This is a genomic window from Hyphomicrobium denitrificans ATCC 51888, from assembly GCF_000143145.1.
Taxonomy (GTDB): Bacteria; Pseudomonadota; Alphaproteobacteria; order Rhizobiales; family Hyphomicrobiaceae; genus Hyphomicrobium_B; species Hyphomicrobium_B denitrificans.
This window is the reverse complement of the sequence record NC_014313.1, coordinates 2844679-2861368: the sequence shown is the minus strand read 5'-3', so window position 1 is coordinate 2861368 and position 16690 is coordinate 2844679. Positions and strand designations below refer to the sequence as shown.

General features: G+C 62.3%; 16 protein-coding genes. 9 read left to right on the top strand and 7 right to left on the bottom strand.

The features are described from left to right. Positions 1-2: 2 nt before the first annotated feature. Positions 3-908 carry a polyprenyl synthetase family protein gene (locus tag HDEN_RS13730; RefSeq protein WP_013216732.1) on the bottom strand — a complete coding sequence of 302 codons (906 nt, stop codon included), beginning with the start codon at positions 906-908 and terminating at the stop codon, positions 3-5. A gap of 102 nt (positions 909-1010) precedes the next feature. On the opposite strand from HDEN_RS13730, the gene mtgA reads away from it, so the two are divergent. The 4 genes from mtgA (at position 1011) to HDEN_RS13710 (ending at position 5203) form a co-directional block, all read left to right on the top strand. Continuing rightward, the gene (gene mtgA, locus HDEN_RS18025; protein ID WP_245256647.1) at positions 1011-2321 is read left to right on the top strand and encodes a monofunctional biosynthetic peptidoglycan transglycosylase; all 1311 of its coding nucleotides are present in this window, start codon (positions 1011-1013) and stop codon (positions 2319-2321) included. Between the two features lie 203 nt (positions 2322-2524). Beyond that, complete coding sequence (gene rpmF, locus HDEN_RS13720; protein WP_013216730.1) at positions 2525-2710, top strand: 50S ribosomal protein L32; 186 nt, start codon at positions 2525-2527, stop codon at positions 2708-2710. 148 nt (positions 2711-2858) lie between these two features. Beyond that, on the top strand, positions 2859-3263 hold the full coding sequence (locus tag HDEN_RS13715) for a hypothetical protein (protein ID WP_013216729.1): 405 nt from the start codon (positions 2859-2861) through the stop codon (positions 3261-3263). Positions 3264-3481: 218 nt separating this feature from the next. After that, complete coding sequence (locus HDEN_RS13710) at positions 3482-5203, top strand: bifunctional diguanylate cyclase/phosphodiesterase (protein WP_049775325.1); 1722 nt, start codon at positions 3482-3484, stop codon at positions 5201-5203. A gap of 32 nt (positions 5204-5235) precedes the next feature. On the opposite strand, the gene phaR is transcribed toward HDEN_RS13710, so the two are convergent. Continuing rightward, positions 5236-5892: a polyhydroxyalkanoate synthesis repressor PhaR gene (gene phaR / locus HDEN_RS13705; protein WP_013216727.1), complete on the bottom strand. Its 657-nt coding sequence runs from the start codon at positions 5890-5892 to the stop codon at positions 5236-5238. A gap of 272 nt (positions 5893-6164) precedes the next feature. Between phaR and HDEN_RS13700 the strand changes: the two genes are divergently transcribed. Both HDEN_RS13700 and phbB read left to right on the top strand, forming a co-directional pair. Then, positions 6165-7355, top strand: a complete 1191-nt coding sequence (locus HDEN_RS13700; RefSeq protein ID WP_013216726.1) for an acetyl-CoA C-acetyltransferase — start codon at positions 6165-6167, stop codon at positions 7353-7355. An 86-nt stretch (positions 7356-7441) separates the two neighbouring features. Continuing rightward, the gene (phbB, locus tag HDEN_RS13695; protein WP_013216725.1) at positions 7442-8167 is read left to right on the top strand and encodes an acetoacetyl-CoA reductase; all 726 of its coding nucleotides are present in this window, start codon (positions 7442-7444) and stop codon (positions 8165-8167) included. Between the two features lie 98 nt (positions 8168-8265). Here the strand turns inward: phbB and HDEN_RS13690 are convergent, their stop codons facing one another. The 3 genes from HDEN_RS13690 to gloB all read right to left on the bottom strand — a co-directional run bounded on the left by HDEN_RS13690 (position 8266) and on the right by gloB (position 11672). Continuing rightward, positions 8266-10236: an NYN domain-containing protein gene (locus HDEN_RS13690; RefSeq protein ID WP_013216724.1), complete on the bottom strand. Its 1971-nt coding sequence runs from the start codon at positions 10234-10236 to the stop codon at positions 8266-8268. A 210-nt stretch (positions 10237-10446) separates the two neighbouring features. Continuing rightward, positions 10447-10881 (bottom strand): cupin domain-containing protein, encoded by a 435-nt coding sequence (locus tag HDEN_RS13685; RefSeq protein ID WP_013216723.1) that lies wholly within the window; start codon positions 10879-10881, stop codon positions 10447-10449. A gap of 20 nt (positions 10882-10901) precedes the next feature. Further along, a complete protein-coding gene (gene gloB / locus HDEN_RS13680) occupies positions 10902-11672 on the bottom strand; it encodes a hydroxyacylglutathione hydrolase (protein ID WP_041922049.1) in 771 nt (256 codons plus the stop codon). 153 nt (positions 11673-11825) lie between these two features. Between gloB and HDEN_RS13675 the strand changes: the two genes are divergently transcribed. Beyond that, positions 11826-12563 (top strand): methyltransferase domain-containing protein, encoded by a 738-nt coding sequence (locus HDEN_RS13675; protein ID WP_013216721.1) that lies wholly within the window; start codon positions 11826-11828, stop codon positions 12561-12563. A 62-nt stretch (positions 12564-12625) separates the two neighbouring features. Here the strand turns inward: HDEN_RS13675 and metW are convergent, their stop codons facing one another. Both metW and metX read right to left on the bottom strand, forming a co-directional pair. Beyond that, entirely contained in the window at positions 12626-13279 is a 654-nt protein-coding gene (gene metW / locus HDEN_RS13670) for a methionine biosynthesis protein MetW (protein ID WP_013216720.1), read from the bottom strand. After that, positions 13276-14478: a homoserine O-acetyltransferase MetX gene (gene metX / locus HDEN_RS13665; RefSeq protein WP_013216719.1), complete on the bottom strand. Its 1203-nt coding sequence runs from the start codon at positions 14476-14478 to the stop codon at positions 13276-13278. The genes metW and metX overlap by 4 nt, the downstream gene beginning before the upstream one ends. A 146-nt stretch (positions 14479-14624) precedes the next feature. Between metX and hisC the strand changes: the two genes are divergently transcribed. Together hisC and HDEN_RS13655 are read left to right on the top strand one after the other, a co-directional pair. Then, positions 14625-15728: a histidinol-phosphate transaminase gene (gene hisC / locus HDEN_RS13660; RefSeq protein ID WP_013216718.1), complete on the top strand. Its 1104-nt coding sequence runs from the start codon at positions 14625-14627 to the stop codon at positions 15726-15728. Beyond that, on the top strand, positions 15728-16690 hold the full coding sequence (locus tag HDEN_RS13655; RefSeq protein ID WP_150103266.1) for a prephenate/arogenate dehydrogenase family protein: 963 nt from the start codon (positions 15728-15730) through the stop codon (positions 16688-16690). The genes hisC and HDEN_RS13655 overlap by 1 nt, the downstream gene beginning before the upstream one ends.

Here is a 16690-nt window from a genome sequence, read left to right as displayed (position 1 = left end):
GATCAGCTGTCGCGTTGGCCCATGTGCCGCGCGGCGGCGATCAGGGGCTCTGCTTTTGTGTCGAACGGTTCGAGCGCTGCGACAGCTGCATCGATCGTGCGATCGAGATGCTGCCGGGCTTCCTGAATTCCGAGCAGACCGATGAGCGTCGCCTTGCCTGCGGCGGCATCCTTGCCGGTCGCTTTGCCGACATCCGCCGCGCTGCCTTCCGCATCGAGAAGATCGTCGCTGATCTGGAACGCGGTTCCGAGATGCTCGCCGTATGTCTTGAGCGCAGCCCTGTCGCTCGGACTTGCGCGCCCGAGGATCGCCCCCATCTCGCATCCGACCGTAATCAGGCGCCCGGTCTTCATGGCCTGCAGCCGCACGATGTCGGCGATCGTGGCCGCGGGCTGATCCGGCAAACGCCCGGCCTCTAGATCGAGCATCTGCCCGCCGACCATGCCGATGGCTCCGGACGCGATCGCAAGCGCATGCGTCAGTTCTGCCCGAGCTTCAGCATCGTCATGACGCCGGGGATCACTCGTGAGTTCGAAGGCGATGGCCTGCAGCGCATCGCCGACGAGGATGGCCGTCCACTCGTCGTAGGCTTTCCAGACAGTCGGCTGCCCACGCCGCAGTTCATCGTTGTCCATGGCTGGCAGATCGTCATGGACGAGGGAATAGCAATGGATGCATTCGAGCGCGGCCGCCGCCGGCAGCGCCGCATCGCGAGCCACGCCGAAAAGCCCGGCGCTTTCGAAAACGAGGAACGGCCGGAATCGCTTGCCACCTGCGAGCACGGCGTGGCGAAGCGCGTCAGCCAGGCGAGGGGGCGTCCCATTGGCCTGTTGTTCCGTCAGGCATTCCGCGAGAAAACCCTCGACGGCCGTTGCGGCATTGCCAAGCTGGACAAGAAATTGTGACACTACCCTCAACCTTCCTCGTATGGCCGCCCCGGCACTCAACATGGCCATTGTTCGATGTTACCGGCCGTCGCGGTATCGCACTGCAATCAGAATAAGCAAAGCATGGATCGGTCGCAGGAGACATCAGAGCGAACTGCCGCGCCGCCTGTCGAAACCTCGGCGGAGGATCGGCTGCTTGCGTCGGCGGTTGAGGTGCTCGCGCGGGTGCACACGGACTCCCGATACGAACAGGCGCAGCTCATTCCCCCGCGACCCTTGCCGCCTCTGGCGTTTCGAACTCCGTCGCGCCCGGACCCGCAAGCTGACATCGCCGTGCCGGTGCCGATGCCGGCACGTTTTTTTCAGCGTTCCGGCCCCGCGTTTGAGCCCATCGAGAGCCCGCCGCCTTTGCCGCCGGCTCCGGATGCCGAGCAGAAGTTTCCCGTCGATACCCTGTTCTCTGACATCGACGCGGAAGCCGCCGCCCGCTCGCTGACGGCTGTCGCAGCACCAGAACCAGAACCCGCGCCGAAACCGGACGAACCTCCGCAACCGATTTCCGAACCCAGCGTCGCCCCGCCGCCGAACCTCGGGAGCCTCATTCCCGGCGCACCCAGGCTCGAAATGCCGTCCCGTCGTCCGGACGCCGCCTTCCCCGGGCTGCAAGCCGATTTTGCCGGCAGGGCTGACGGAAGCGCAGGACATACGGGTTTTCCGGCGGCGACCGGTGAGCCTGCACCTCGCTCTCTCTTTCGTAGACTGCTGCGGATTGCAGCGTGGCTCGTCATCGGCTGGCTCGTCATCGTGCTGACGCTGATGGCCGCCTACCGCTTCGTCGATCCGCCGGGATCGATGCTGATGCTGCAGCAATGGCTTTCCGGGGAGCGGATCGAGAGCACATGGGTGCCGATCGAGGAGATCTCGCCCAACGTCATTCGTGCCGTCGTGGCCAGCGAGGACAGCCGCTTCTGCGATCACCACGGCATCGACTTCGAAGCGCTCGCCGGAGCGGTCTCGGACGTCGGAAGCGGCGCGGCGCGTGGCGCCAGTACGATCTCGATGCAGGTCGTGAAAAATCTCTTCCTCTGGTCGTCCAGAAGCTACATGCGCAAGGCCGTCGAGCTGCCGCTGACGTTGCTCATGGAAACGCTTTGGCCGAAGCGGCGGATCATGGAGGTTTACCTCAACATCGCGGAGTGGGGGCCCGGCATATTCGGGATTGAAGCGGCGGCGCAAGCCCGCTTTCGAAAGCCGGCGAGGAGCTTGAGCGCCGGGGAGGCCTCCCGCCTCGCCGTGGCGCTTCCCAACCCGCGTATGCGCAACCCCGCCAAACCCGGCCCCGGCATGCAGCGCCTCGCCCGCATCATCCAGATGCGGATGCGCGCGGCCGCAAGCGTTCAGACGAGCTGTGTCCTGCCAAGACGCCGCATCTGACGCCTGTTTTGGCCCTTTCGGCCGGATTTTACAGGGGGACTGGCATTTCTCGTCTAATTTGCGTATAAGCCGCGCCCTGGGTTCTGAGCGTCGCCCAAGTCCGGCGTTGCCAGGCTAATCCACAATCAATATAGCGTTCGGCATCCCCGCCGCGTGTCCGGCGGCTCCGCAGCTTTCGCGCGGGGGCAATTTGGAGCAATACAATGGCAGTTCCGCGCAAGAAGACGTCCCCGATGAAGCGGGGCCAGCGGCGTTCGCATGACGCCCTGAAGGCTCCGGCTTACGTCGAGGACAAGGACAGCGGTGAGCGTCGCCGCCCGCATCACATCGACCTCAAGTCGGGCAAATACCGCGGCCGCCAGATCCTGCCGCCGGCTTCCGACGAATAAGCATCTCTCCGGTTGCCTTAAATTGGACTAGGCTGGCGTCCTTGATGCCGGCCTTATTGATTTTTGACACGCGCGCTTGCTTGGCAAATCACAGCGCGCGTGCCAAAAAGCCGGGCGCGCTTGCGCATCATATTGTCAGGAGAAACTTATGTCCGTTAGAGCCATTCCGCTCTTGGTCCTTGCTTTCGTCCTCTACAACGCCATCGTTTTGACGATGGGACTGGAAGCCCTGACAAAAGAAATTTTTCATCTCCGGCTTTTGAGCGGCGGCGAGTGGGTTTTCACCTGGGGTGATTTCATTCTGCTCGCGACGCTGATCCTGCTTTTCATCGAGATCGTCAAATCCACGTTCACGACCACGTCGACGCTGATCGATCACGCGCTTTCGATGGTCGTGTTTGTTGCAGTCGGCGTCGAGTTTCTGACCATCCCACAGGCGGCAACGTCCATTTTCTTCCTGATCCTGATCGCAACGATGATCGACGTCATCGGCGGTTACACCATCGGTATTCGTGTCGCTCGCCGGGATCTCAACATCGGCGCCGACCAGTAATTGACGCGGCGCGGCCTCGAACGGCCGCGCGCTCCGCGTGCGATATTCGGTCTGATTTCGAACAATGCTTCAGGCATTGTTAGGTCAGCCTATTGCGAAATCTGATTTACAGCAGAGTATTCGTCGATATTGGACCACGCTTGCGTGCCGATCGCTGAAAGACGTGATTTGAGGTTGTAGAATTGACGTCCCGGACAAACGTCCCTGGGAACGAGCAAGTGGCTGATCCAGGTGCGGATCAGAAGCGCGAAGCATTGACAGAATCCGGCAATCTCGACCTGGTCGGCATCCTCTCATCTATTGAGGAAACCGCTTACGCCTGGAACCTGGTCTCCGGCCGTATCGAGTGGGGCAGCAACGCTGCCGCGATCCTCGGCGTCGGTGACCTCGCCAGAATCGCGACCGGCGCAGCCTACCATGCTCTCATCGCGCCGGAGAACCTGAAGGATCGGCTGCAAGTCTTTTCAGGCGGCGTCGCAACCGATCGCGTTCGCGGCGTGCCCTATCGTGTTCAGTACCGCATCACGCCAGGCGGCCCGCGAAGCTGGAAGACGATCCGCGTCGAAGATCATGGCCGTTGGTGGCCCGGCGCCGATGGCCATCCCATTCACGCCCGCGGCGTGATCAGGATTATCGACGATCACTATCTCGAACAGCAACGCCAGCTTGTCCGCAACGACTTCGACGAGCTGACCGGACAGCTCAACCGCATCCGCCTGACCGAAGCGCTGGGTTCCGTTCTCGGCCGTATCGAACGCGAGCCGCAATCGTGCGGCTTCTTGATGGTGTCGGTGAATAACCTCGCCGTGATCAACGATACCTTCGGCATCGCGACCGGCGACGAAGCGATCTCCGAAGTTGCGCGCCGCATTCGCGGCAAGCTGCGCGGCGGCGACATCATCGGCCGTTATGCGTCGAACAAGTTCGGCATCATCATGATGAAATGCGGACCCGAAGCGCTACGCGTTGCCGCCGAGCGTTTCCTGAAAGTGGTCCGCGACTCCACGATCAAGACATCGGCCGGCCAGCTGTCGGCGACGATTTCGATTGGCGCGGTCGTGATTCCGCACCAGGCGAATTCGGTCCAGGACGCTGTGAATTTTGCCCTTCGCGCGCTCGATGCGGCGCGTTCGCAGCGGATCGATTGCTTCGTGCTCTATGAACCGCTGCCGGGCGGCGAAAGCGTCCGCGTCCGTAACAGGACGATCGCCAATAACGTCATCGAGGCGCTCGACGACAACCGCATGCGCCTCGTTCTGCAGCCGATGGTGTCCGCCAAGTCCGGCAAGGCTGAAATCTACGAGTGTCTGCTTCGCATGGAGAAGCCCGACGGACAGATCGTTCCGGCGGGCGAATTCGTCCCCGTCGCCGAGCAACTCGGATTATCGCGCTTGATCGATCGGCGAGCGCTGGAACTGACGATCGCGCTTCTGAAAAAGCATCACGATCTGGTGCTCTCGCTCAATGTGTCAGGATTGACCTGCTCCGATAAGGAATGGATCGCAGCGCTGCGCCGCCTCAGCGATGGCCGCAAGGATATTCTCAGCCGACTGATCGTTGAAATCACGGAAACAGTCGCGATCGAGGACCTCGATCAGACGATCAACTTCGTCGACACGCTGAAGGAATTCGGCTGCCGCGTCGCGATCGACGATTTCGGCGCCGGTTACACGTCATTCAAGAACTTGAAGCTGCTCAACGTCGACATCGTCAAGATCGACGGCGTTTTCGTAAAGAATCTCGCCAACGACAGCAGCGACCGCATCTTCATCAAAACGATGATCGATCTGGCGCGCATTTTCGGCATGGAGACGGTCGCCGAATGGGTCGGCGACGAACACTCGGTCAAGCACCTGACCGACGCCGGCATCGACTTCATGCAGGGGTTCTACTACGGCCTCCCGATCGACGCCGCCGACTACGTGTCGAAGAAACCTTGAACGACCGTCTGCTCGATCGACGACCCCTGAAACTAGGGCCGCGACTGAGACAGTTTCTCGATCTTCTGCTGCATGGCCGAAAGCTGCGACTTCAGCTCGCTGAGTTCGTCGCGACCTCCCGTCGAAGCATCGCTTTGCGCCGGAGCCTGCGGCTGTGCGGCCTCGGGCGATTTGCCTTCGCCGCGTTGTCCGCTCGCCGCCGAACCGAAGGAGGCCCACATCGACATCGCCTGCTCGAACATCGCCATGTTCTGCCGCGCCTGCTGCTGATAGAACTCGAAGGCGGCTGCGGGATTTGAGAACGCCGAAGCGAACTGCTCGCGGAAGCGCACCTGCTCTTTCGCCAGATGCTCGAGGCTGAACTGAAGGTAGCTCGGCACCATCCGCGCAATGCTGTCATCGTAAAAACGAATGAGCTGGCGGAGGAAGGGAATTGGCAGCAGCGCCTGTCCGCCCTCGCGGCTTTCCTGCTCGACGATGATCTGGGTAAGAACAGCGTGGGTCAGGTCGTCGCCGTTCTTGGCATCGTAAACCACGAAGTCACGATCTCCGCGCACCATCTTCGCGAGATCCTCGAGCGTGACGTATGTACTCGTCTCGGTGTTATATAGACGCCGGTTTGCGTACTTCTTGATGACGACGGCTTCGCGTTTGGGAGCCTGGGTTTGAGGTTCTGGGTTGCTCAGCATCGCGTTAGCGTTCTCTTCTCGTATGGTTTGGGCGCTTGTTGCTGCACTGCGGCAGCGTACCACACCGAGGGGGGCGCCCGCCAGCCGATTCTGTCACTCTTTTGGGCGGGCTCGGAGCAATACGATTGGGCAGTCTAGCCAAGAGGTCGCAATTGCTGAAAATATCTCCGCACTGCAAAGTGTCTTCGCCTTTTGCCTGATGCCAAGAACGCTCCGGCGTCGTGCGAGACATTCGACAAATTAAAGAAGTTTGCCCAGGGAGGGGCCGCCTTATGAGCGAAGATTCTTCGACGATTGTGATTGCAAGCGCAGCCCGCACGCCAGTCGGTTCGTTCAACGGCGCGCTCGCATCGTTGCCGGCTTCCAAGCTCGGCGAAATCGCGATCAAGGCCGCCCTCAAGCGCGCCAATATTCAGCCCGGCGACGTTTCCGAGGTCATCCTCGGTCAGGTTCTGACGGCCGCTCAGGGTCAAGGCCCCGCGCGTCAGGCATCCGTCGGCGCGGGCGTGCCGGTGGATTCTCCCGCTTGGAGCATCAATCAGATTTGCGGTTCGGGCTTGCGCGCCGTCGCGCTCGGCATGCAGCAGATCAAGACCGGAGACGCGAAGATCGTCGTCGCCGGCGGCCAGGAAAGCATGAGCCAGTCGGCACACGCCGGACACATGCGCGATGGTACCAAGATGGGCGACTTCAAGCTCATCGACACGATGGTGAAGGACGGCCTCTGGGACGCCTTCAACAACTACCACATGGGCACGACGGCCGAGAACGTCGCGCGCCAGTGGCAGATCACGCGCGAAGATCAGGACAAGTTCGCCGTCGCTTCGCAGAACAAAGCCGAAGCCGCACGCAAGGCTGGCAAGTTCAAGGACGAGATCACGCCCGTCACGATCAAGACGAAGAAGGGCGAGACCGTCGTCGATCAGGACGAGTACATCAAGGAAGGCGTGACCATCGATAGCATCGCGAAGCTGCGCCCCGCCTTCGATCCGAAGGAAGGCACGGTTACGGCCGCGAACGCATCGGGCATCAATGACGGTGCAGCCGTCGTCGTTCTGATGACCGCCGAAGAAGCCAAGAAGCGCGGGATCAAGCCGCTTGCCCGCATCGTGTCGTGGGCCACGACCGGCGTCGATCCGTCGATCATGGGCACGGGCCCGATCTCGGCTTCTAAGAAGGCGCTCGAAAAAGCCGGCTGGACGATCGCCGATCTCGATCTCATCGAAGCCAACGAAGCGTTCGCCGCGCAGGCGCTCGCCGTCAACAAAGGCCTCGGCTGGGATACGGAGAAGGTCAACGTCAACGGCGGCGCGATTGCCATCGGTCATCCGATCGGCGCTTCCGGCGCGCGCATCCTCAACACGCTTCTGTTCGAAATGCAGCGCCGCGATGCGAAGAAGGGCCTTGCCACGCTTTGCATCGGTGGCGGCATGGGCGTCGCCCTGTGCGTCGCTCGCGACTGATTAACGTCTCATGCGCGGCCGGATCGCTATGATCCGGCCGCGTCTTCTCACAGTCATCCGATACAAAAAATCCAGGGAGAAAAAGTATGGCAAGGGTCGCCCTCGTCACCGGAGGCACGCGCGGCATTGGGCACGCGATCTCGATCGCCTTGAAGAATAGCGGCTATCGGGTCGCGGCAAGCTACGCAGGAAACGACGCTGCGGCTCAGGCTTTCCAGGCCGAGACCGGCATCCCCGTCTACAAGTTCGACGTCGGCAACTACGAAACGACGGAAAAAGCGGTCAAGCAGATCGAAAAGGATCTCGGACCCATCGAGGTGCTCGTCAACAACGCCGGCATCACGCGCGATACGATGTTCCACAAGATGACTAAGCAGCAGTGGGACGAAGTCATCGGCACGAACCTCAATGGCCTGTTCAACGTCACGCGCCAGGTCTGGGAAGGCATGCGCTCGCGCAAGTTCGGCCGCGTCATCAACATTTCGTCCATCAACGGCCAGAAGGGCCAGATGGGCCAGGTCAACTATTCCGCATCGAAGGCGGGCGACATCGGCTTCACGAAGGCGCTGGCCCAGGAAGGCGCACGCGCCGGCATCACCGTCAACGTGATCTGCCCTGGCTACATCGCAACCGAGATGGTCAAGGCGATCCCGCAGGACGTGCTCGACAAGGCGATCCTTCCGCAGATCCCCGTCGGCCGCCTCGGTGAGCCGAACGAGATCGCACGCGCTGTCGTGTTCCTCGCGTCCGACGAAGCGGGCTTCATCACCGGTTCGACGCTCTCGGCCAACGGCGGTCAGTACTTCGCCTGATCGTCCGCGTCGCTGAGCACTAAATTAAAATGGCCGCCTTTCGAGGCGGCCATTTTTTATGTCTGCATTTCGACGGGCGAGTTGAGCGAAGCGCTCCTCTAGCCCCGGAAGCGCGATCTCACGATGCGCGGAAATTCTTCTTCGTTCTGGTTCTGCGTATAGGGGTTGAGCCCCTTCTGCTCCGCATCCCGCTGCTCGACGATGTGCTGGCGGCCCTCTTCGAGGCTCCACCATTGCTCGCCGGAGGTCTGTGCCGGAGCATGCGGCTTCGGCGCCGGGGCGGACGGAGCCTGAGCCTGAGCCTGAGCCTGTGTCCCACGGCCGCCGTACGGCAACGCGCGAGACGCGGCCGGCGGCTGCGGCGCCGAGAACCACGCTTCGACGAGATCGAGTTCGTCAGCCGAAAGGCTCAAGCCCTGACTCCGGCAGCGCGCAACGACGAAATTGCGGAAGCGGCTCGCGAACAACGTCGCGCTCGTTCCCTGCTCGAACCACGGATCGCTCTCGCTGACGACGTCGTAGATGAAGCGCAGGTCGTCGCGCTTGACGTCGAGGCCGAACTCGCGCGCCCGCTGGGTGATGTTGACGAGCGTCTGCGCGCCCTGAAGTCCGTTAGCTGTAACTTCCTGCGCCATGACGTCGAACAGCACGCGATACTCCGCCGGTGCCAGCGCCGGGGCCTGGCAAGCCTCGTGAATGCGCGCGATCGACTGCTGGATCTGCGTCGCCTGCTCACCGCTGCGCGGTGCCCCGGACATCGGAGGCGGCGGCGTCTGCGATGCCGCTGGGCGTTGCGGTTCGCGGGCACGCTCGGGCTGATAGCCGGAGGGTTGTCCTGGCGGCGGAGCCGACGGCCGCTGCTGGCCAAGCGGCTGACGAGCCATCGGCGTCGCCGCCTGAGAAATTTCAGGACCGCGCGACGGCGGCAGCGGCGGCGCGGGTGGCACCGGAGCCGAGCTTGCGGGTGCTGCATAGCGCTGCTGCGGAGCCGCTTGGAAAGCGGTCGGCTGCTGCTGCGGCAGTTGCTGCAACGGCGTCGATTGCTGCACAGGCTTCGGGATGTTCGGCGTTGACGGGCGAGCGATCGCTTTCGCTTCTGCGGCCGAAATCTCTGCCGAGATTTCGCGGCTCCGAGGTTCGGGTGTCGGCGCTGAGAGCTGCGGCGCGATCAATCCGGCGGCGGAAATATGCCGGTTCGCATCGAACACGGTGTAGGGCGGCGTATCGCTGAGATGGATGTCCTCGGGAAGATCCGCGAGCAACAGATCGCGGAACGAGCCGTATCCGCCCCAGTTCGTTCCGACGGTCTTGTCGCGTCCGATGACGCGCACGGAACGGTCGGCGAGCGTTTCGAGCGGCACCGCCTGCGGTGCGCTACGCACGAAGTCGACGACTTCCGCCAGGATCGCCTTGCGCGCCGCCTCGACGTCGATCACCGGCACGGTAGCCGTGATTTCACGCGGAGTTTCGCCTGCGATCGCGCGGCTGTTCGTCAGGAGCGCCAGCAGATCGGATTCCTTGATCTCGCCGTCGCTGATAGCCGTGTAGGGAAGCGCCGTATGATCGTTGGCATAAACGACGGTGCGGCGCGCATGCGCCCGAAGCCGGTGCAGCACCGGCGTGAAGTCGGCGTCGCCCGACAGAATGATGAACTCATCGAAGAACGTCGGATGGTTCAGGATATCGCTGACATCCATGACAATGCGGATGTCTGCCGAGTTCTTCAATTGCTGCGTCAGCGGCGGGCAGTCGATGACCTCGAAGCCCGAGCGCTGGAAATGGTGCCGGATAAACGGAAACGAACACATGTCCGTCGAATTGTCGTGCGCGTTCCGGCGCGGCTGCGAATTTCCGTAGCATCGGCTCATGACAATGCGCCGTTCCGTCGGTACGGGCAGCGAAGTCTTGGATGTAATCAGCTCTCCCGACGCGATGCCCTGCAGCCAGATGCTGCTGTCTTTCGCGAAGCGCTTCGCGGCATCTTCGTTTTTGCGCTTCAGAGAAAGATAGACGTTGTCGTAATCGACAAACACCGTTGTTAGGACGGGTCCTGAGGACTCGCGTTTCATGGACTACAACCCCCGTGTGAATCGGAACGTGATTCGAGGCACACTGTTGACGAGTCTCGGGCCGCCAGCAAGAAGCGCCAGCTAAGCCGCTATCCAAAGAGACAAATAAGCCGTGGATGGACTGAGGATACGCCACGCCCTCGTCAAACGACTCTGGGGACGACGTGTGGATGGCCATCGAAAGGCTTTGATCTGTTGCAGCTTCGCCGCTCAATCGAGCGGGGAGAAGTCCGCCGCCGCCAGTTTGAAACCGGCGAAATCGAATCCCGGCGCCACCGTGCAGCCGACCAGCGTCCAGGGCCCGAGACTGCGCGCCCGCTGCCAGAAATCCTTCGGAACCACAGCCTGCGGACGCTCCCCGGCCGCGAGATCCGATCCGAGCCGAACGGCGGTGATCGGCCCTCCGGCAGGTGAAAGTTCCAGCAGCAGCGGCGCGCCGGCGTAGTAGTGCCACCCCTCGGCGGCATCGACGGCGTGCCAATGCGATTGCTCGCCCGCCTTCAGCAGAAAATAGATCGCCGTCGAGGCGGAACGCTCGTCAGTCTGCATGTCGTCGCGGAACGTCTCGCGAAAATGGCCACCCTCCGGATGCGGAGTAAGCCCCAGTAGTTCGATGACGTCGTCGGCGGAAAGATCGCGCTGCATCCGGCTTCTCGATTTCGCTGCTACGCTTTGTTCTTCAGCTGCCGCAGCCGCGCGAAGACCTCCCAATCGGGTGCGCCATCCAGGCCAAGCCGCGCGCGGATCATGCGCGATCCCGGCCGCAGAAATGGGTTCGTCGCTTTTTCCAGATCGATCGTCGTCGGGATCGTCGCCTCTCCGGCCGTGCGCGCCGCTTCCACATCCGCGACGCGGGCCTTGAGCGCGGCGTTCTCCAGCTCGACATTCATCGCGAAACGGGCGTTTCCGAGCGTATATTCGTGGCCGCAATAAATGCGCGTATCGCCTGGAAGCGCGGCGATCTTCGAGACTGAATTCCACATCATCTGCGGGTCGCCTTCGAAGATGCGGCCGCATCCGAGCGAAAACAACGTATCGCCCGTAAAGACCAGCCCATCGTCGGGCAGATGGAAGGTGACGTGGCCGAGCGTGTGGCCGGGCGTCTCGAGCACGCGAATGGGATGGCCCGCGAATTCCAGCTGCGTCGCCTCGGTGACGCCGCGCGTCAGCCCGGGAATCCGCTCTGCTTCGGCTTCCGGTCCTGTGACGCTTGCGCCATAATGGCCCTTGAGTTCAGCAATTCCCGCCGTGTGATCGGTATGATGATGCGTGATGAACAGATGATTGAGCCGCCAATTGCGCGCGTCGAGAGCCGCTTTGATAGTCGCGGCCTGCGGCGCGTCGATCGCTGCCGTCTCGCCAGAAACCGGATCGTGCAGCAGCACGCAATAGTTATCCGCGAGGCAAGGTAAAAGGACGATTTCGAAGGTTGCCATGCCGAGAGTCTGGTAGGGCTCAACGCTCATGTCAAACGAAACGGAACGATGCAGCGGTTCTCCCTAAGTATGTATTCCGAAGCCCGACATGGCCGAACCGATTGGTTCGACGTGGTCAGCATTGGATAAGCGCGGCCGTTAAGACGTATGCCGATGGATGCGACAAACCTGAGAGATTTTTATCGCTCGCCGCTCGGCAGGCTCGCGCGCCGCCAGCTGTCGCTCGTCATCCGGAAGCGCTGGAAGAATCTCGACGGTCTGAGCGTTGCGGGTGCGGGCTTTGCGTCGCCGTTTCTCGGAGCTTTCCGGACCGAGGCGGCGCGGCTCGCCTGTCTGATGCCGGAACGACAGGGCGCGCTCGTGTGGCCGCATTCGGGCCAATGTCACTCCGTTCTCGTCAGCGAAGCGCAATGGCCGTTGCCGGACAATTCCATTGACCGTCTGCTTGCGATCCATTGTCTTGAACAAGCAGAGCGCACTGGTCCGCTGCTGCGCGAGATGTGGCGCGTGCTGAAGCCGAGCGGGAGCATGCTCATCGTTGTTCCCAATCGTCGTGGGCTTTGGTCGCGCATCGACGCGACGCCATTCGGATACGGGCTGCCGTTCAGCCGAGGCCAGCTCGAAACGCAATTGACCGACGCGCTGTTCGCGCCCGATCGATGGGGAGAAGCGCTTTATTTTCCGCCGCTCAGCAATCGTCTGATGCTGCGCATGGCGCCGACACTCGAACGCATGGGATCGAGCATGTCGGTCGGCGTCGCAGGCGTCATCATCGTCGAAGCGCATAAGGAAATCATGGCGCCGATTAGCGGCGGCGTGAAAGCGATTCCCGCGAAGTCGGTCTTGAAGCCCGTCAATACAACCAGGCCAGCCGGCGTCCGCCGCCACTAGAAACCCTCTGCAATAGTCTGCTTTCGTCATGGCCGTTGAGGCGGCCATCAGGGCATTTACGATTAGATCTTCGATCGCTTCGGACCGTGCAGCAGGAACACGGCTTTCTCGCCGAACAGATTCTGCATCGACAGCGACCACTTGATCGGCAGCCGCCGGTCATGATCGTTGAACGCGACCGCGCGCTCGACCGTGGCGTCGACCCGTTCGCAAAGGTCGGCGAAATCGCGGATCGTGCACAGATGCGCGTTCGGCGTCAGATACCAGAGGTCCGGCAGGTTGTCCGTCACCGGCATCCGGCCGCCGATCAACAGCCCGGTGCGCACGCGCCAGTGCCCGAAGTTCGGAAACGACACGATCGCGCGCCGCCCGATGCGCAGCAGATTTTCGAGCACGGTCTTCGGCTGCCGCGTCGCCTGGATCGTGAGTGAAAGAATGGCGTAATCGAAAGCCTGATCGGGATAATTGTCGAGGTCTCGATCGGCGTCGCCCTGGATGACCGACAGCCCGCGTGCAACGGCCTGGTTGACCTTGTCGCGCTGCAATTCGACACCACGCCCGTCGACGCCGCGACGCTCCGCCAGAAGCTGAAGCAGTTCGCCGTCACCGCAGCCGACATCGAGAACGCGTGCCCCGGCTTCGACCATCTCGGCGATCAGCACATGATCGACGCGCGGAGATTTTGCCTTGGCGAGCGAGCGGTCCGGTGCGTTCATGCCCCATTCCCCGCCGTTCCAAGACCGTGCTTGAGCGCCGCCGCATTGAGAAATCCGCGAACCGTCGCGTGAAACGTCGGCTCGTCCAGAAGGAACGCGTCGTGACCCTTGTCGCTTTCGATTTCGACAAACGAAACGTTCGCCGCAACCGCGTTGAGCGCCTGCACGATGCGTCGGCTTTCGCGCGTCGGATAAAGCCAGTCCGACGTGAACGACACGACGCAGAACCGCGTCTGCGTCCCGCGAAACGCGTCGGCAAGCACGCTGCCGCGTCCCTCGCGCAAATCGAAGTAATCCATCGCGCGCGTGATGTAGAGATAGCTGTTCGCGTCGAAGCGATCGACGAACGACGACCCCTGATGGCGCAGGTAGCTTTCAACCTGGAAGTCAGCGTTGAACGAGAACGTCTTCTCCGACCGGTCCTGCAAGCTGCGGCCGAACTTCCGGTGCAGCGCCTCTTCCGAAAGGTACGTGATGTGCGCGGCCATGCGCGCCACCGCGAGACCGTTCCTCGGTACCTTGTCGGTCGCGTAATAGTTGCCGCTCTGCCAGTTGGGATCGGCCATCACGGCCTGCCGCCCGACTTCGTGGAACGCGATGTTCTGCGAGGAATGCCACGCCGTTGTCGCGATCGGCACCGCCGCGAATACGCGATCCTTGAACCGCGACGCCCACTCGACGACCTGCATGCCGCCCATCGAGCCGCCAACGACGGCGAAAAGCTGGTCGATGCCGAGGTAGTCGATCAGGCGCGCTTGCGCTTCCACCATGTCTCCGATGGTGATGACCGGAAAATCGATCCCATACGGCGCACCCGTCTTCGGATTGATCGAAGCCGGCCCGGTCGATCCCATGCAGCCGCCGAGCACGTTCGAGCAGATGACGAAAAACCGCTCGGTGTCGATCGGCTTGCCGGGGCCGACCATGATGTCCCACCAACCGGGCTTGCCGGTGATCGGGTGCTGCGTCGCGACGTACTGATCCGCGGTCAGCGCATGGCAGATGAGAATGGCGTTCGATTTCGCCGCATTCAGGGTCCCATACGTCTGATAGGCGACCGAAAACGGCGCCAGATCCTGCTGGCAGGCCAGATGCAGAGGCGCGTTGACGTCGAAATGCGCGATCTGGCTCGACGGTGCGTCAATCTCCGACTGTCGCCGCGCAACGGAGGCAATAATGTCAGACTGGGCAGCGGTCATCGAGTCGGCCGGAATCCGGGATTAAGGGTGTGGCGGCTTGCTATGCCTGCTGCCATTAAAGTCAACTTTAAACTTTGATTTCAACTGGTGAAGACCCTATCAATGCGCCCGCTAATGGCAAATCCCTACAATAGCTTGAGAAGAATATGGTAACGACGGCGCCCATTGCACGCCCAGGCATTCTGAGCATTGAGGCCTATGTCCCTGGCGAGAGCAAGGCGCTGGGCAACGTCAAGCCGGCGAAGCTGTCGTCGAACGAGACGCCGCTCGGCCCGAGCCCGCACGCCATCGCGGCTTTCCAGGCTGCCGCCTCCGAGCTTGAACGATACCCGGACGGTCAGGCGACGCTGTTGCGCAATGCCTTGGCACGCCGCTACGGGCTCGACGCCACGCGCATCGTCTGCGGGTCAGGTTCCGACGAACTGCTGGGTCTGCTCGCGCGCGGCTACCTCGGCCCGGGCGATGAAGCGATCTACACCGAGCATGGCTTCCTCGTTTACCGCATCGCCATCCTGACCAACGGCGCGACGCCGGTCGTCGCTCCCGAGCGCGGTCTCAAGACCGACGTCGATGCGATCCTCGAGCGCGTCACGCCAAGGACGCGTGTCGTGTTCGTCGCCAATCCGAACAACCCGACCGGAACGTACATTCCGATCGACGAGGTCCGCCGCCTGCGCGCCGGGCTTCGCGACGACATCCTGCTCGTCCTCGACGCCGCCTATGCCGAATACGTCAGCCGCAACGACTACGAGGCGGGCCTCGAGCTTGTCGCGACCACGACGAACACGGTGATGACGCGCACGTTCTCGAAAATTCATGGTCTCGCGGCGTTGCGCATCGGCTGGGCCTATTGCCCGGCGAATGTCGCCGACGTGCTCAATCGCATCCGTGGACCGTTCAATCTGTCGGCGCCGGCTATCGCCAGCGGCGCGGCGGCGATTGAAGATATCGAGCACATGGAGCTTGCCAAGCGCCACAACGACGAATGGCTGCCCTGGGTCGTGGACGAGCTGACGAAGCTCGGCTTCGACGTGACGCCGAGCGTCGCCAACTTCGTGCTGTTCCATTTCAAGGACGACGCCGTCAAAACCGCGGCGGCCGCCGACGAATACCTGAAATCGCAAGGGGTCATCGTTCGCAAGGTCGGCGCCTACGGCTTCCCAAATGCGTTGCGCATGACCATCGGCTCGGAAGACGACAACAAGCGTGCCATCGCAGCCTTGGCGCAGTTTCTGAAGGGCGCGGCGTGATGGAAAAAGCTGTCAGGAGCGAGCGCGCGCCAATGTTCAAGCGCCTGGCGCTGATCGGCGTCGGCTTGATCGGATCATCGATCAGTCATGCCGCCCGCCGTGCCGGATTGGTCGGCGAGATCGTCGGCGCGTCGCCGACACCAGCCACACGCGAGCGCGCCGAAGAGCTTGGCCTCGTCGCCAAAATGTACGCCGATCCGGCCGATGCCGTGCGCGGCGCCGATCTCGTTATTTTGTGTTCTCCGGTCGGCACGTATGAAGCCGTCGCGAAGGCGATTGGCCCGCACCTCCAACAGGGCGCGATCGTAACGGACGTCGGCTCGGTGAAATGCGCCGTCGTTCGCGATGTCGCGCCGCATGTGCCTGAAGGCGTGCACTTCATCGCTGGGCATCCGATTGCGGGCACCGAGCAATCGGGCCCGGACGCCGGCTTCGCCGAACTCTTCGACGGACGCTGGTGCATTCTGACCCCCGGCGACGCCGCCGATAAAGACGCGCTGGCGAAGCTGCAGGAGTTCTGGCGCCGGCTCGGCTCCGAAGTCGAAATCATGTCGCCGGAGCATCACGACATGGTGCTCGCGATCACCAGCCACTTGCCGCATCTCATCGCCTACAACATCGTCAACACCGCCGCGCATCTTGAGCGCGTGACGGACACCGAAGTCATCAAATTCTCGGCAGGCGGCTTTCGCGATTTCACGCGCATCGCCGCGTCCGATCCCGTCATGTGGCGCGACGTCTTTCTGAACAACAAGGACGCGGTGCTCGAAATGCTCGGCCGCTTCTCGGAGGACTTGTCCTCGCTTCAGCGCGCCATCCGTTTCGGAGATGGCGAGACGCTGGAGAAGCTGTTCACCGAAGCGCGCGCAATCCGGCGCGGCGTGATCCATGCTAACCAGGATACGCCGCAGCCCGACTTTGGCCGCCGCGCAACCGGCGACGCAAAAGTTACGCAGCGTTAG

What these genes read in the sequence shown, in the direction of transcription:
- mtgA (WP_245256647.1), top strand. Translation starts at nt 1,011, where the DNA reads ATGGATCGGTCGCAGGAGACATCAGAGCGAACTGCCGCGCCGCCTGTC.
- rpmF (WP_013216730.1), top strand. Translation starts at nt 2,525, where the DNA reads ATGGCAGTTCCGCGCAAGAAGACGTCCCCGATGAAGCGGGGCCAGCGG.
- HDEN_RS13715 (WP_013216729.1), top strand. Translation starts at nt 2,859, where the DNA reads ATGTCCGTTAGAGCCATTCCGCTCTTGGTCCTTGCTTTCGTCCTCTAC.
- phaR (WP_013216727.1), bottom strand. Translation starts at nt 5,892, where the DNA reads ATGCTGAGCAACCCAGAACCTCAAACCCAGGCTCCCAAACGCGAAGCC.
- HDEN_RS13700 (WP_013216726.1), top strand. Translation starts at nt 6,165, where the DNA reads ATGAGCGAAGATTCTTCGACGATTGTGATTGCAAGCGCAGCCCGCACG.
- phbB (WP_013216725.1), top strand. Translation starts at nt 7,442, where the DNA reads ATGGCAAGGGTCGCCCTCGTCACCGGAGGCACGCGCGGCATTGGGCAC.
- HDEN_RS13690 (WP_013216724.1), bottom strand. Translation starts at nt 10,236, where the DNA reads ATGAAACGCGAGTCCTCAGGACCCGTCCTAACAACGGTGTTTGTCGAT.
- HDEN_RS13685 (WP_013216723.1), bottom strand. Translation starts at nt 10,881, where the DNA reads ATGCAGCGCGATCTTTCCGCCGACGACGTCATCGAACTACTGGGGCTT.
- gloB (WP_041922049.1), bottom strand. Translation starts at nt 11,672, where the DNA reads ATGGCAACCTTCGAAATCGTCCTTTTACCTTGCCTCGCGGATAACTAT.
- HDEN_RS13675 (WP_013216721.1), top strand. Translation starts at nt 11,826, where the DNA reads ATGGATGCGACAAACCTGAGAGATTTTTATCGCTCGCCGCTCGGCAGG.
- metW (WP_013216720.1), bottom strand. Translation starts at nt 13,279, where the DNA reads ATGAACGCACCGGACCGCTCGCTCGCCAAGGCAAAATCTCCGCGCGTC.
- metX (WP_013216719.1), bottom strand. Translation starts at nt 14,478, where the DNA reads ATGACCGCTGCCCAGTCTGACATTATTGCCTCCGTTGCGCGGCGACAG.
- hisC (WP_013216718.1), top strand. Translation starts at nt 14,625, where the DNA reads ATGGTAACGACGGCGCCCATTGCACGCCCAGGCATTCTGAGCATTGAG.
- HDEN_RS13655 (WP_150103266.1), top strand. Translation starts at nt 15,728, where the DNA reads ATGGAAAAAGCTGTCAGGAGCGAGCGCGCGCCAATGTTCAAGCGCCTG.